This window comes from Rhodococcus sp. NPDC078407 (genome assembly GCF_044542515.1).
Classification (GTDB): Bacteria; Actinomycetota; Actinomycetes; order Mycobacteriales; family Mycobacteriaceae; genus Rhodococcoides.
Map to the genome: position 1 here is coordinate 57,846 of NZ_JBITUQ010000009.1, position 13,895 is coordinate 71,740.

Annotated in this window: 14 protein-coding genes; 6 read left to right on the forward strand and 8 right to left on the reverse strand. The window is 65.4% G+C overall.

All coding sequences use genetic code 11. The annotated features are described in order from the left end of the window. The first annotated feature begins 1 nt into the window (after nucleotide 1). Together ACIGGF_RS11635 and ACIGGF_RS11640 are read left to right on the forward strand one after the other, a co-directional pair. Entirely contained in the window at nucleotides 2-874 is an 873-nt protein-coding gene (locus ACIGGF_RS11635) for a metal ABC transporter permease (protein ID WP_397521470.1), read from the forward strand. Nucleotides 875-893: 19 nt separating this feature from the next. Continuing rightward, nucleotides 894-1,628, forward strand: a complete 735-nt coding sequence (locus tag ACIGGF_RS11640; RefSeq protein WP_397521568.1) for a metal-dependent transcriptional regulator — start codon at nucleotides 894-896, stop codon at nucleotides 1,626-1,628. 14 nt (nucleotides 1,629-1,642) lie between these two features. Here ACIGGF_RS11640 and truB read toward each other — a convergent pair whose 3' ends face one another. From truB to ACIGGF_RS11655, 3 genes are read right to left on the reverse strand one after another with little or no spacing between them, the layout of a single operon-like run. Next, nucleotides 1,643-2,575 (reverse strand): tRNA pseudouridine(55) synthase TruB, encoded by a 933-nt coding sequence (truB, locus tag ACIGGF_RS11645; protein WP_397521471.1) that lies wholly within the window; start codon nucleotides 2,573-2,575, stop codon nucleotides 1,643-1,645. Nucleotides 2,576-2,610: 35 nt separating this feature from the next. After that, nucleotides 2,611-3,276 (reverse strand): 4'-phosphopantetheinyl transferase, encoded by a 666-nt coding sequence (locus ACIGGF_RS11650; protein WP_397521472.1) that lies wholly within the window; start codon nucleotides 3,274-3,276, stop codon nucleotides 2,611-2,613. Further along, complete coding sequence (locus tag ACIGGF_RS11655; protein ID WP_397521473.1) at nucleotides 3,273-4,196, reverse strand: metallophosphoesterase family protein; 924 nt, start codon at nucleotides 4,194-4,196, stop codon at nucleotides 3,273-3,275. The genes ACIGGF_RS11650 and ACIGGF_RS11655 overlap by 4 nt, the downstream gene beginning before the upstream one ends. Nucleotides 4,197-4,442: 246 nt before the next feature. Here ACIGGF_RS11655 and ACIGGF_RS11660 point away from each other — a divergent pair, with 246 nt between their 5' ends. From ACIGGF_RS11660 to ACIGGF_RS11675, 4 genes are read left to right on the forward strand one after another with little or no spacing between them, the layout of a single operon-like run. After that, nucleotides 4,443-4,835 carry a molybdopterin-binding protein gene (locus tag ACIGGF_RS11660; RefSeq protein ID WP_397521569.1) on the forward strand — a complete coding sequence of 131 codons (393 nt, stop codon included), beginning with the start codon at nucleotides 4,443-4,445 and terminating at the stop codon, nucleotides 4,833-4,835. 10 nt (nucleotides 4,836-4,845) lie between these two features. Beyond that, a complete protein-coding gene (gene modA / locus ACIGGF_RS11665) occupies nucleotides 4,846-5,631 on the forward strand; it encodes a molybdate ABC transporter substrate-binding protein (RefSeq protein WP_397521474.1) in 786 nt (261 codons plus the stop codon). Further along, a complete protein-coding gene (locus tag ACIGGF_RS11670) occupies nucleotides 5,628-6,440 on the forward strand; it encodes an ABC transporter permease (protein ID WP_397521475.1) in 813 nt (270 codons plus the stop codon). The genes modA and ACIGGF_RS11670 overlap by 4 nt, the downstream gene beginning before the upstream one ends. Then, nucleotides 6,437-7,552, forward strand: a complete 1,116-nt coding sequence (locus tag ACIGGF_RS11675) for a sulfate/molybdate ABC transporter ATP-binding protein (RefSeq protein WP_397521476.1) — start codon at nucleotides 6,437-6,439, stop codon at nucleotides 7,550-7,552. The genes ACIGGF_RS11670 and ACIGGF_RS11675 overlap by 4 nt, the downstream gene beginning before the upstream one ends. Here ACIGGF_RS11675 and ACIGGF_RS11680 read toward each other — a convergent pair. The 5 genes from ACIGGF_RS11680 to infB all read right to left on the reverse strand — a co-directional run bounded on the left by ACIGGF_RS11680 (nucleotide 7,537) and on the right by infB (nucleotide 13,809). Further along, nucleotides 7,537-8,865 (reverse strand): MATE family efflux transporter, encoded by a 1,329-nt coding sequence (locus tag ACIGGF_RS11680; RefSeq protein ID WP_397521477.1) that lies wholly within the window; start codon nucleotides 8,863-8,865, stop codon nucleotides 7,537-7,539. The two genes, ACIGGF_RS11675 and ACIGGF_RS11680, sit on opposite strands and share 16 nt — an antisense overlap. Further along, complete coding sequence (locus ACIGGF_RS11685; RefSeq protein WP_397521478.1) at nucleotides 8,862-9,860, reverse strand: bifunctional oligoribonuclease/PAP phosphatase NrnA; 999 nt, start codon at nucleotides 9,858-9,860, stop codon at nucleotides 8,862-8,864. The genes ACIGGF_RS11680 and ACIGGF_RS11685 overlap by 4 nt, the downstream gene beginning before the upstream one ends. A gap of 2 nt (nucleotides 9,861-9,862) precedes the next feature. Continuing rightward, nucleotides 9,863-10,363 carry a 30S ribosome-binding factor RbfA gene (gene rbfA / locus ACIGGF_RS11690; protein ID WP_397521570.1) on the reverse strand — a complete coding sequence of 167 codons (501 nt, stop codon included), beginning with the start codon at nucleotides 10,361-10,363 and terminating at the stop codon, nucleotides 9,863-9,865. Nucleotides 10,364-10,466: 103 nt separating this feature from the next. Beyond that, nucleotides 10,467-10,757 (reverse strand): DUF503 domain-containing protein, encoded by a 291-nt coding sequence (locus tag ACIGGF_RS11695; protein ID WP_032377081.1) that lies wholly within the window; start codon nucleotides 10,755-10,757, stop codon nucleotides 10,467-10,469. Nucleotides 10,758-10,911: 154 nt separating this feature from the next. Then, entirely contained in the window at nucleotides 10,912-13,809 is a 2,898-nt protein-coding gene (infB, locus tag ACIGGF_RS11700; protein ID WP_397521479.1) for a translation initiation factor IF-2, read from the reverse strand. Nucleotides 13,810-13,895: the final 86 nt, after the last annotated feature.

Here is a 13,895-nt window from a genome sequence, read left to right on the forward strand (position 1 = left end):
CGTGTACCTCATCGACTTCCTCGTGAACCCCCTCGAATACACCTTCATGCAACGCGCGCTGTTGGTGACCGTCACCGCCTCGATCGTGTGCGCCGTTCTGAGCTGTTGGCTCGTTCTCATCGGCTGGTCGCTGATGGGCGACGCCGTCTCGCACGCGGTGCTTCCCGGCGTCGCGCTGTCGTATCTACTCGGGGCGCCCTTCGCGATCGGTGCATTGTTGTTCGCGCTCATCGCGGTCGGTGCCATCGGAGTGGTCCGCAACACCACCATCGTCAAGGAGGACGCTGCGATCGGGGTCGTGTTCACCACCCTGTTCGCGCTCGGAGTTGTCCTGATCTCCAAATTTCCGAGCCAGATCGACCTCAATCACATCCTGTTCGGCAACCTGCTGGGAGTCTCGCAGGCAGACATGGTCCAGGTGTTCGTGCTCGGCGGCATCACGTTCGCCGTCATGATCGTCAAGCGTCGCGACTTCACGCTCTTCGCGTTCGACCGCACCCAGGCCCGCGCAGTCGGAATCAACCCGACGGTGATCTCGGCCGTGATGCTCACCCTGCTCGCTCTGACGACCGTGGTCGCGCTGCAGGCCGTCGGCGTCATCCTCGTCGTCGCGATGCTGATCACTCCCGGCGCGTCCGCCTATCTGCTCACGCACAGTTTCGGTCGCATGTTGGTGTTGGCTCCGCTCATCTCGGTGGGATGCGCTCTGGTCGGGATCTACGTCAGTTTCTACCTGGACGTGTCCTCCGGTGGCAGCGTCGTCCTGACCCAGGGAGTCGTCTTCGTCCTCGCCTACCTGTTCAGCCCATCGCAGGGCATCGTCACCCGCGTTCTGCGCAGGCATCGACAGGTACCGGTGGCCACGGCCGGGTGAGATGTCTTTTTCCATTGGATTGCCTAAGCTCGGCGACGTGGCGCAACAACGAACCGATCCGACCGCAGCCAGCGAGGGCGTTCAGCTGTCCGCAGTTGCGCAGGACTATCTCAAGGTCATCTGGACCGCAAGTGAGTGGAGCGAGGACTCCGTCAGCACGAAAATGCTCTCCGAGCGCATCGGCGTCTCCGCCTCGACGGTGTCCGAGGCGATTCGTAAACTCGCCGATCAGGGCATGGTCGATCACGCGCGCTACGGTGCCATCTCCCTCACCGAGAAAGGTCGTCTGGCGGCGATCGGCATGGTGCGTCGACACCGTCTGATCGAGACCTACCTGGTTCGAGAACTCGGCTACGGCTGGGACGAAGTACACGACGAGGCGGAGATCCTCGAGCACGCCGTCTCCGATCTGATGATGGACCGGATCGACGCCAAACTGGGCCATCCCGAACGAGATCCGCACGGAGACCCGATCCCGTCGGTCGACGGCGCGATCGAAGCACCGTCCGCAACGCGACTGAGCGACTACGTGGATGGGCAGTCCGGACGGGTGGCCAGAATCTCCGATTCCGATCCCGCGATGCTCCGCTACTTCGATTCCGTGGGAATCACCCTCGATCTACCGATCACCGTCATCGAACGACGCGACTACGCCGGCACCGTCGCCATCGAACTCGCCCGGGACGAGGCCAAGGATTCCGTCGAACTCGGTCATCGCGCCGCAGAGGCGATCTGGATGGTACCGCCGAACTAGGACAGTCGGACGAGTCAGTGCCCGCGCAAGGTCGCGGGCCGCACCACCATGACCGAGCTGGCGCGCTTGCCCTTCTCCTGAAGCAGCGCGATTGTATGACCCGTGGGATCGACGGCCGCGTACACCCCATCGATTCCAACGGGGTCCAGCCACCTCCCCTGACTGAGCGACTCCGCCTCGGCCGCATCGATCTGTCGGTGCGGAAACGCCGTGCGAGCAGCTTCGTCGATATCGAGGCTGACAGCCGGATCCTCGGCCAATTCCTCGAGCGTCCGTGCATGGGCGAGGGTGAACGGGCCGACGCGAGTACGGCGCAATACGGTCAGGTGGCCGCCGACATTCAACGCCGCGCCGAGATCGCGGGCCAAGGCCCGCACGTACGTTCCCGACGTGCAGTCCACCTCGACATCGAGGTCCACGAACACACCTTGGCCCTCGACGACATCACGTCTGGCAGACACGTCGAATCGGGTGACACTGACCTTTCGGGCGGCGAGGGTGAACTCCTCGCCCGCTCGGGACAGCTTGTGCGCTCGCTGTCCGTCAACCTTGATGGCGCTGACACTGGCCGGCACCTGCTCGATATCGCCGGTCAACGTATCGATCGCTGCCGCGATGTCGGAATCGGACAGGTGCGAGGCCGAGATATCCGCGAGGACCTCACCTTCGGCGTCATCCGTCGTGGTGCTGCGGCCCAGTCGCACCGTCGCGGTGTAGGACTTGGTGGTCAGCGAGAGCAGACCGAGCATCTTGGTCGCCCGTTCCACGCCGAGCACGAGCACCCCAGTCGCCATGGGATCGAGCGTTCCGGCGTGGCCGACCTTTCTGGTGCGCAACAGCTTTCGGCACGATGCCACCACGTCGTGGCTGGTGACTCCTGGCCCCTTGTCCACCACCAGCAAGCCGGCACCGACCAGACCGGACGAGATCTTTCCGCGAGCACTCACGAGAGTGCATTGTGCCAGGCGCTGCGAGCCGGTCGTCACATCACCGAGATCGCCGTCATCACCAGGCCGCCCGCCACCATCCATCGACCGTCGAAGGCCCGCAGCGGCGGCCCGGCGATCGTGTCCCCCGGCACCAGCAACTCGGAGTGGAAGGTTCCCGAGATGTCCTCACCCGAGCCGGTGCGCTCGAACGTGATGTGCGCATCCTCGAAACCGAGCCAACGTCCGGTCAGCGGCTCCCACGCCTTGTACGTGGCTTCCTTGGCGCAGAACAACACTCGGTCCCAGTGCACGTCGTCGCGGCCCGCGGTCGCGAGCCAGTCTCGTTCGGCCTCGAGGCTCACCGCCTCCAGCACACCGTCGGGCAGAGGTCCGTGCGGCTCGGCATCGATCCCCACCGACCGCACCTGCATCGAATATGCCAATACGGCACCGCGATAGCCGTCGCAGTGCGTCAACGATCCGACCACTCCCTTGGGCCATTGTGGTGCACCGGATTTCCCCCGCATGATCGGTGCAGGCTCCACACCCAACTTCTCCATGGCCACGCGCGCACAATGCCGCGCCGAGGTGAACTCCCGCTTGCGCTTGTCCACTGCCTTGGCCACCAGCGGGGCTTCGAGCGGATGCGGCACCAGATCCGGCGGATCGGCGAACAATTCGGCCGAGACGACGCCGTTCGGGAGTATGGATTCGATCACTTGCCCGCCCTCATCTTCTCTACTTCTGCCTCCATCTCGGGAGTCACGGTGAAGTGTCCGCCCCACTTGTTCAATGCACCCGGTGGGTATTCTGGAACCGGAAGGATCTGTCGCAGAACGTTGTTCGGTAGTCCGCGACGCTGCCACTCACGCGGGTATCCCACCGACACCTCCTCGAAGCGAACGCCGTCGTAGTAGGTGGTTCGCGGTATGTGGAGGTGGCCGTACACCGAGCAGATCGCGTTGTATCTCGTGTGCCAATCCGCCGTCAGCGTCGACCCACACCACAGCGCGAACTCCGGGTAGAAGAGCACCTCGGTCGGCTGACGGACCATCGGAAAGTGGTTGATCAAGACCGTGGGAACGGAGGTGTCGAGGGCGTCGAGACGGTCACGAGTGGACTCGATACGCGCATGACACCAGGCGTCGCGCGTCGCGTACGGCTGCGAGGACAGCAGGAATTCGTCCGTGGCGACGACGTTCTTCTCCCGCGCGATCGCGAGTCCGTGCTCTTTGTCCCGAGCCCCCTGCGGCAGGAACGTGTAGTCGTACAGCAGGAACATCGGCACTATCGTCGCCGGACCGCCCTCCCCCTCCCACAGTAGATACGGATCTTCCGGAGTGACGACGTCGATCTCGCGGCACAGGTTGACCAGGTACTCGTATCGAGCCGCTCCGTGAATCTGTACGGGATCTTTCACCGTCGTCCACAGTTCGTGGTTACCCGGAACCCAGATGACCTTCGCAAACCGGCTACGAAGCAGTTCGAGGGCCCACTTGATGTCGTCGGTCTTCTCTGAGACGTCTCCGGCCACGATCAACCAGTCGTCCGGCGATTCGGGAAAGATGTCCTCGGTGACGGGCCTGTTGCCCCGGTGTCCGACGTGAATGTCGCTCACTGCCCACAGCTTCGCTGCCACTGCTGACTCCTTCCGATCGGTTCGGCCGCCGACGCGAGTCGCCGAACCATCCGAGAACGTACCAACGCTCAATCCTCCACGGAGATTCCTCGCCCGCTCCCGGCGGGGTGAAGCGTCGCCCCATGAGCGGTCGAAAGCCCGGACCGCGGCGGTGCCACCCGATGAGAACAACCGCGAATTCGGGTATATGGTGCTGTTCATGACGATTTTGCGGTTTTGTTCGGCTCCGCGGGAGTTGCGGTGACGGTGCCCGCAGTCCGCGTTCGAGACGCCGCCGCACTGCTCGGCGTCAGCGACGACACGGTGCGGCGGTGGATCGACAGCGGCGCTCTCGCCTCGTTCGAGGACGAGACAGGACGAAAGGTGATCGCCGGTCGGGAGCTCGCCGCCTATGCACGCGCGCATGCCGCTCCCCCGCCGGAAGTGGCGTCCGCGGGCAGTTCTGCCCGCAATCGGCTCGTCGGGCTGGTCACCGAGGTCGTCTCCGACACGGTGATGAGCGAGGTCACCATGCAGTGCGGACCGTTCTCGATCGTGTCCCTGATGAGTACCGAGTCCGTGCGGGAGCTGGGTCTCGAGCCGGGCAAGGTCACCGTCGCGGTCGTCAAGGCCACGACTGTCATCGTCGAGACACCGTAGGTCGGAGGAGATGTCGATGAGAACAGTTAGACCGGCGTCCGTGGCAGTCGTTGCCATCGCTGCGCTGCTCGCCGGATGCGACGCGGATGTATCCGGTGCCGGTACGAGCAGCAATACCGCCGGGGGTGACATCACCGTGTTCGCGGCAGCATCTCTGCGCGCGTCGTTCACCGAACTCGGTGCGCGCTTCGAGGCCGAGAATGCCGGTACGGCCGTCGAGTTCAGCTTCGCAGGCTCCTCCGACCTGACCACGCAGCTGATCTCGGGTGCGCCTGCCGACGTCTTCGCCTCCGCCGATACGAAGAACATGACGAAGGCGGTCGATGCCGGCCTGGTCGCGGGCGATCCCGTCGACTTCGCCTCCAACACCCTGACCATCGTCACCGCGCCGGGTAACCCCGAACGCATCGCGTCCTTCGCAGATCTGGCGAACCCCGACATCCTGACGGTGGTCTGTGCGCCTCAGGTGCCGTGCGGTGCGGCGACGGCAGCCGTGGAAACTGCGACCGGCACGGACATCCCGGCGGTGAGCGAGGAATCGTCCGTCACCGACGTACTGGGCAAAGTCACGTCGGGTCAAGCCGATGCCGGGCTGGTGTACGTCACCGACGCAGCAGGGGCGGGTGACGCCGCGACGGCAGTGCCGTTCGCGGAATCGAGCGAAGCCGTCAACACCTATCCGATTGCGACCCTGAGTGGGTCCGAGAACGAAGCCACCGCTCGCGCGTTCGCCGAGTTCGTCACCGGACCGGTGGGCCGAGACGTCCTCGTCAGAGCAGGCTTCGAGGTTCCGTGACCGTGCGCGCCACCGATGGCGGGCGGTCGAGCGTCGGTGTACCACTGTGGATCTGCGTTCCTGCCCTCGTCGGCGCACTCGTCATCGTGGCACCGCTGGCCGCGATGTTCACCCGAATCGACTGGTCGAACTTCGTCGGCCTGATCACCTCGGAATCCGCGGTCGCAGCGCTGATCCTCAGCCTGAAAACCGCCACGGCCAGCACGGCGGTGTGCCTGCTCCTGGGTGTACCGATGGCAGTCATCCTCTCACGCAGCAACATTCGAGGTCTGTCGATTCTTCGCACCCTCGTGGTGCTCCCCCTCGTCCTGCCGCCAGTGGTCGGCGGTATCGCGCTGCTCTACACCTTCGGCCGCCAAGGATTGTTGGGCGAACATCTCGACGCATTCGGCATTCGAATCGCGTTCACGACCTCCGCCGTCGTGTTGGCGCAGGTGTTCGTATCTCTGCCCTTTCTCGTCGTCAGTGTCGAAGGTGCCCTGCGCACAGCGGGCGACCGCTTCGACGTGGTTGCCGCGACTCTGGGGGCCACTCCCACCACAGTCCTGCGCCGCGTCACGGTTCCCCTGATCCTGCCCGGACTGATGTCCGGGACCGTTCTCGCGTTCGCGCGTGCACTCGGCGAATTCGGAGCGACCTTGACCTTCGCCGGATCGCTCGAGGGCGTCACCCGAACATTGCCCCTCGAGATCTACCTGCAGCGCGAGGCCGATCCCGATGCCGCGGTGGCGTTGTCGCTGGTACTCATTCTGGTCGCTGCCCTCGTCGTCGTCACCGCGCATCGACACCGTTCGGCCGGCCCGTCATGAGCTCACTGCACGTGCGCGCCACTGTCGATGTTCGCGGCATCGATATCGAACTGGACGTCGAGGAAGGTGAGACGGTGGCCGTCCTCGGACCGAACGGTGCCGGCAAATCGACACTTTTGCAATTGATCTCGGGAACTGTGATACCCGACGACGGTCTTGTCCGACTCGGCGACGACGTGTTGACCGACACCTCTTCGAACACCGTCGTTCCGATACATGCGCGGGGTGTGGCCACTCTGGCGCAGGACGCCCTGCTGTTCCCCCACATGAACGCCAGGACGAACGTCGCCTTCGCGCCGAGGAGCGCGGGTGGGAGTCGAGCGTCCTCGAACGCTGTGGCCGACAAGTGGCTCGAGGCCGTCGGGGCCTCCCACCTGGGCGACCGCAAGCCGGACCGCCTGTCCGGCGGGCAAGCCCAACGTATCGCCATCGCACGGGCCCTCGCAGCGGACCCTCGTCTGTTGCTGCTCGACGAACCCCTGGCGGCGTTGGACGTCGAAACGGCACCGGCGGTCCGCCGAGTGCTGCGCTCCGTACTGCGAGAAGGCCGCCGCACGGCACTGATCGTCACCCACGATCTGCTCGACGTCGTAGCGCTCGCCGATTCGGTCGCGATCGTGGACGGCGGGCGCGTCGTCGAGCGGGGGTCGGTCGCCGACGTACTGGCAGCACCGCGAAGCGAATTCGGTGCCCGGATCGCCGGGGTCAACCTACTGTCGGGCCGCGCTGTAGACGCCGACGGCACAACGGCTCTGAGCACCAGTTGGGGCCTGACCGTCCACGGATCCGGACAACACGACACGGGAACGTCGCTCGTCGCGGTCTTCTCTCCTGCTGCGGTCTCGGTGCACCCGACGGCACCCCATGCCAGCCCACGGAACGTCTTCGAGGTGGTGGTCGAGGACATGGAGGTGCAGGGATCGGGAATTCGTGTCCGGTCTCGCGCGCACCCTGACGGCTCCCCCGGAATGGCTGCCGACATCACCCCCGCCGCAGTCGCCGATCTCGGGCTGGAGCCGGGCCGCAGCGTGTACTTCGTAGTGAAGAGTCTCGAGGTGGCGTTGCATCCTGCGTTGCCGTCGCAGCACCAACACAGTCAGTGGCGTAGTTGACGGTCGCTGCCGATCACCAGCCATTTTCCGGACAGCACCCGCCCTGCCACAGCGAGCATGCGCAAGGACACGAAGACCCCCAGTCCGATCCAGATTCCCACCAAGCCCCAATCGAAGACCAGGGCCGACCAGATGAACGGCAAGAAGCCCACGACAGCGCACGCCATGGTTGCATTCCGGAGGAAGGCCGCGTCGCCGCTGCCGAGCAGAACTCCATCCAACGCGAACACGACGCCGGCAATGGGAATGATGGCGACGAAGATCCACCAGATCGAATGCATCTGATCGATGACCGACGCATCGCCGGTGAACAGGTCCGGGATGAACCAACGTCCGGCGGCGAAGACGCCGGCCAGGACCACCGCGAATACCGTCGACCATGCCGTCAACCGCCCTGCCAGAGCGCGCGCATCCTCGGTCCTACCGGCTCCCAACGCTGCCCCGACGAGGGTCTGAGCGGCAATCGCCAGCGAATCGAGCATCAGCGATACCAGGTTCCACATGTGCAGTACCACCTGGTTCGCGGCAACCGAGGCGGCACCGAACCTGGACGCGACTGCAGCGGCGGAGAGGAAGCAGGCCTGAAATGCAAGACTCCGCACGATCAGATCGCGACCGAGTGTCAACTGTGCACGCATCACCGACCATCGCGGACGCAGTTCGGTGCTCTGTCGAACGACTGCGACGACGAACAGCGCTCCGGCTACGGCTTGACCGATCACGTTCGCCACGGCCGATCCCACCAAGCCCAGATGTGGGAATCCGAGAAGCCCGTGAACCAGCAATGGGCAGAGCACAGCAGACACTCCGAAGCCGAATACGACGAGACGTAGAGGTGTCACCGTGTCCTGGACACCGCGCATCCACCCGTTTCCTGCCAGCGAGATCAGGATGAACGGAACGCCGAACAGGGCTACCCGCAGCCATGCGGTCGCTTCGGTAGCGATATCGCCACCTCCGGTCAGTAACGACACGACGGGCTCGGCCGCGAGCTGCACGATTGCGACGATCGCGATGCCGAGTCCGATGGCCAACCAGGTGGCTTGCACCCCTTCGCCGACGGCATCGCGTTCACGTCCGGCACCGTGCATGCGAGCGGCCCGGGCGGTGGTGCCGTAGGACAGGAACGTCAGCTGGGTACTGACCTGAGCGAGTATCAGACCGCCGATCGCCAGGCCGGCGAGCGCCAACGCGCCGAGTCGGCCGACCACCGCGGCATCGAACAACAGATACAGCGGCTCCGCCGCCAGGACGCCCAGCGACGGAAGGGACAAGCCGAGAATCCGACGAGCCGTGACCGGGGTGGAACTCACGATGCGGACAATGCCCCGCGCAGAGCATCGATGACATCGCCCAGCTCACCGGTGGCGGTGTACCCCGCCGCGTTGCGGTGACCGCCACCCCCGAGTGTGCACGCCACGGCCGACACGTCGATCTGGGTCTTCGAACGCAACGAGACCACCCAGACGGTGCCGGATTCCTGTTGCTTCAACACCGCGGCCACTTCGGCTTCGGAGGTGGTGCGGACGATGTCGATGACGCTCTCGATCTCTTCGGACCGCAACCCGGCCGCGTCCTCGCTTCGGATGACCGCATATACCAACCCGAGTCCGTCGGCCGCGTCGGGAACCAACGATGCCGAACCGAGCACCGACCCGAGCATCGGCAGCCAGTTGAACGGATGAGTATCGAGTAACTTTCGCGCAATGTGCGCACCGTCGATTCCCGTTGCCAACAGCCTCTCGGCCAGCAGGTGCGAACCCGGGCGGACCCAACGGAACGATCCCGTGTCGGTGACCAATCCGGCGAACAACAGATGCGCCAGATCGGCATCGATGTCGACACCCCACTGATCGAGCAGACGGACGATCACGGCCGTGGTGGACTCCGCTGAAGCGTGCACCACGTTGACCGTTCCGAACCGGGTGTTGCTGCGGTGATGATCGATGACCAGGCTGGCCGACGCGGAGTCGAGTCGGCCGCCCAACGACCCCAGCCGGCCCCGACTTCCTGCGTCCACCGTGACCACGAGGTCCACAGCGTCGGCCACCTTGTCTGCATCGACCAGAAGGTGCCGCCCGGGGAGTTCGTCCATGGACTCGGGTAAGGACGCAGGAGTTGCGAACGCCACCTGGACGGCCGCACCGCGTCGTTCGAGTACCGAACCCAGCGCAAGCCCACTACCGATCGTGTCGGCGTCGGGCTGGACGTGACACAGTACCGTCACCGACGATGCGCGCTCGAGCATCTCGATCGCTTGCGCCAGATCCTCGTCGAACTCCGACCGCGCTGCCGAACCATCGGACATCGTCAGTCTGCTTCGGCGGGCTCGACGCCTGCAGGAGTGGAGCCTGCGGAATGACCGTCCATGTCTGCAAGCTCGCGGGGGGCTTTGTACGGGTCCGGATCGCCGGCGGGCTTGGCGTTCGCACGGGCACGGGCCAGCTCCTCGTCGGCCACTCGGGCGCGTTCGAGCAGGTCTTCCATGTGCCGCGCGGTGTCGGGCACCGTGTCGGTCACGAACGTCAATGTCGGTGTGTACCGCACACCCGTTCCGGCTCCGACCTTCGAGCGCAGCACACCCTTCGCCTTCTCCAGTCCGGCCGCAGCAGCCTGCAGATCGGGCGGAGTGTCGAGGTCTTCCCCCATGACGGTGTAGTACACCGTGGCGTCGTGCAGATCAGCGGTCACCTTGGTGTCGGTGATGGTCACGAACGCCAGCCGTGGATCCTTGATCTCGTGATCGATCGCCGTTGCAACGATGGCGGCGATTCTCTTGGACAACTTACGAGCCCTGGCCTGATCCACCACGACAATCACACTCCTCTTTCATGGCCGGACGTCGATTCTGTCGCGACGTCCAGCAGTTGTGCACTTCACGTTCAACGGAACGATGCCCGGCGAACTTCCCGGATCAATCCTCGGGCCCGAAGATTCTCCGGCGCACTGCCAACAATTCCAGATCGTGGCGTTCGGCGACATGCCGTTCGCACTCGTCCAGCTTGTCGTGCAGCAGATCCACATCGGTGCCGGCAGCCGCGACTCCCAGCAACGACCGTCGAATACGTTCTCGCTCACCGGTTTCCGCTGCCGACACGCCCAACCTCTGCAGGTCACCCAGGACCGGTTCCATCATCGACCGCTTCTCGGCCAGCGAACGTACGTCCCCCAACAACACGTCCAACTCCAGAGCACCCAGATACACGCTGACGTCCTTCGATCGGCTCCGACGACAAAGCCGGTGGCGGTACAGATCTCGTACCACCACCGGCTCGAAAGTCGGAGCGCAGTGTCACTCCCCTGGCTTCACCACCGAGCCGACGCGACCGGATGCGGAGCCGTAAGGCTCCGCATCACTACTAGTCGCGCGGCTTTTCACGGAGTTCGTACGCCTCGATGACATCGCCCACCTTGATGTCGGAGTACGTCACCGTCAAACCACACTCGTATCCTTCACGAACCTCGACCGCGTCGTCCTTCTCGCGGCGAAGCGAGGAGATCGTGACCGTCTCGGCGACGACCGCATTGTCACGGAGCAGACGCGCCTTGGCATTGCGACGGATCGTACCCGAGGTGACGAGGCAACCGGCGATGTTTCCGACCTTGGAGGAACGGAACAGCGCGCGGATCTCGGCCTGACCCAGCGCAACCTCTTCGTAGATCGGCTTGAGCATGCCCTTGAGGGCCTTCTCGATCTCGTCGATGGCCTGGTAGATCACCGAGTAGTACCGAATATCGACGCCTTCACGGTTGGCGAGCTCGGTTGCCTTGCCTTCGGCCCGAACGTTGAAGCCGATGATGATCGCGTTGGACGCCGACGCCAGGTTGACGTTGGTCTCCGTGACGCCACCGACACCGCGGTCGATGACACGCAATTCGACCTCGTCGTCGATCTGGATTCCGAGCAAGGCCTCCTCGAGAGCCTCGACGGTTCCCGAGTTGTCACCCTTGAGGATCAAGTTGAGCTGCGAAGTCTCCTTCAGAGCTGCATCGAGATCGTCGAGGCTGATGCGCTTGCGGCTCTTGGCTGCCAGCGCGTTGCGCTTACGGGCATTACGGCGATCGGCGATCTGGCGAGCAATCCGGTCCTCGTCGACGACCAGCAGGTTGTCGCCTGCACCGGGCACCGACGTGAAGCCGATGACCTGGACGGGCCGAGACGGCATCGCTTCGGTGACGTCCTCGCCGTGCTCGTCGACCATGCGGCGGACGCGTCCGTAGGCGTCGCCGGCAACGATCGAGTCACCGACACGGAGCGTTCCGCGGGCGATGAGCACGGTCGCGACCGGGCCACGACCACGGTCGAGGTGCGCCTCGATGGCAACACCCTGAGCTTCCATGTCCGGGTTGGCACGAAGGTCGAGTGAGGCGTCGGCCGTCAGCAGAACTGCTTCGAGGAGGGCATCGATGTTGGTGCCCTGCTTGGCAGAGATGTCGACGAACATCGTCTCGCCGCCGTATTCCTCGGCGACCAGACCGTACTCGGTCAGCTGCTGCCGGATCTTGTCCGGGTTCGCGCCTTCCTTGTCGATCTTGTTGACCGCGACCACGATCGGCACATCGGCCGCCTGAGCGTGGTTGATCGCTTCCACCGTCTGCGGCATGACACCGTCGTCGGCTGCGACCACCAGGATCGCGAGGTCGGTGGCCTTGGCACCACGGGCACGCATGGCCGTGAAGGCCTCGTGACCGGGGGTGTCGATGAACGTCACGAGACGTTCGTTGCCTTCGAGCTCGGTCAGAACCTGGTACGCACCGATGTGCTGCGTGATTCCGCCGGCCTCGCCCTCGCGCACCGTGGTGTTACGAATCGAGTCCAGCAGTCGAGTCTTACCGTGGTCGACGTGGCCCATGACGGTGACCACCGGGGGACGCTGTTCGAGATCTTCCTCGCCGCCGGCGTCCTCGCCGTAAGTGAGGTCGAACGAATCGAGCAGTTCACGATCTTCGTCCTCCGGGCTGACGACCTGGACGACATAGTTCATCTCGCCGCCGAGCAGCTCCAGCGTCTCGTCGTTGACCGACTGCGTCGCGGTGACCATCTCGCCGAGATTGAACAGTGCCTGAACCAATGCTGCCGGGTTCGCGTCGATCTTGTCCGCGAAGTCCGAGAGCGACGCGCCGCGGGCGAGACGAATGGTCTCGCCGTTGCCGCGGGGCAGCCTGACGCCGCCGACTGCGGGAGCCTGCATGCTCTCGTACTCGGCGCGTTTCGCACGCTTCGACTTGCGACCGCGACGGACTGCTCCGCCGGGACGACCGAAGGCACCGGCTGCTGCGCCGCGCTGACCGGGGCGTCCACCGCCGCCGGGACGGCCGCGGAATCCACCTGCGGGAGCGCCGCCTGCCGGGGCACCACCGGGAGCGCCGGGAGCGCCGCCACCGCGGTAGCCACCACCGCCGCCGCCGCCCGGACGTCCGCCCGGAGCGCCACCGGGGCGACCGGGGCGTCCTGCTGCGGGCCCCGGACGAGCCGAACGGGTCGGCATCGCACCGGGGTTGGGGCGAGGAGGCATCGAGCCGGGGCTCGGACGAGGTCCGGCCTGGCCCGGAGCGGGACGAGGCCCACCCTGACCGGGAGCGGGACGGTTGCCCGCCGACGGTGCGGCGGGACGAGGCCCACCCTGTCCGGGAGCGGGACGTCCGCCACCGGGACGAGGCGCACCGGGAGCGGGGCGCGGAGCCGGTCGCTCCACGGGGGCCGACGAGTACGGATTGTTGCCGACACGCGGCGCCTTGGGGCCGGGCTTGGGGCCGGGACCAGCAGGCTTGGGTGCTGCCGGAGCAGATGCTGCGGCATCGGCCGAGGCGGCCGGTGCCTGCTCTGCCGGTGCAGCGGGCTGCGGCGTCGGCGCAGCAGGTGCCGGTGTGGGCGCGGCGACCGGTGCGGCTGGGGCAGCGGGAGCTATCTCTGCGGCAGTGGCCGGTGCAGCGGGTGCCTCCGGCTCGGCCGGGCGTGCTGCCGGCTTCGGTCCGGGGCGAGGACCGCCCGGCTTTGCTGCGCCCGGCTTTGCCGTGCTGCCTGCAGCGCGGTCGGCCGCGGCGCGACCGTTCGGTGCTGCAGCACCGGATGCAGATGCGTCCGCGCTCGAATCTGCGGACGGAAAAGACTCACGAAGTCGACGAGCCACGGGGGCTTCGACTGTGGATGATGCGGACTTTACGAACTCGCCTTGCTCCTTGAGCCGTGCGAGTAGTTCCTTACTGGTGACACCGAGCTCTTTTGCCAACTCGTGCACGCGGGCCTTGCCTGCCACTGCTCTCCTCACTGAGAGGCCGAGCGAGGCTTGGTGCCCGCACGACCTCGGGTTATCTCCGATGGACGTTCATCGTTGGTGCTTCA

Coding starts and splice junctions, on each gene's coding strand:
- modA (WP_397521474.1), top strand. CDS start 4,846: ATGTCGATGAGAACAGTTAGACCGGCGTCCGTGGCAGTCGTTGCCATC.
- ACIGGF_RS11675 (WP_397521476.1), top strand. CDS start 6,437: ATGAGCTCACTGCACGTGCGCGCCACTGTCGATGTTCGCGGCATCGAT.
- ACIGGF_RS11685 (WP_397521478.1), bottom strand. CDS start 9,860: ATGTCCGATGGTTCGGCAGCGCGGTCGGAGTTCGACGAGGATCTGGCG.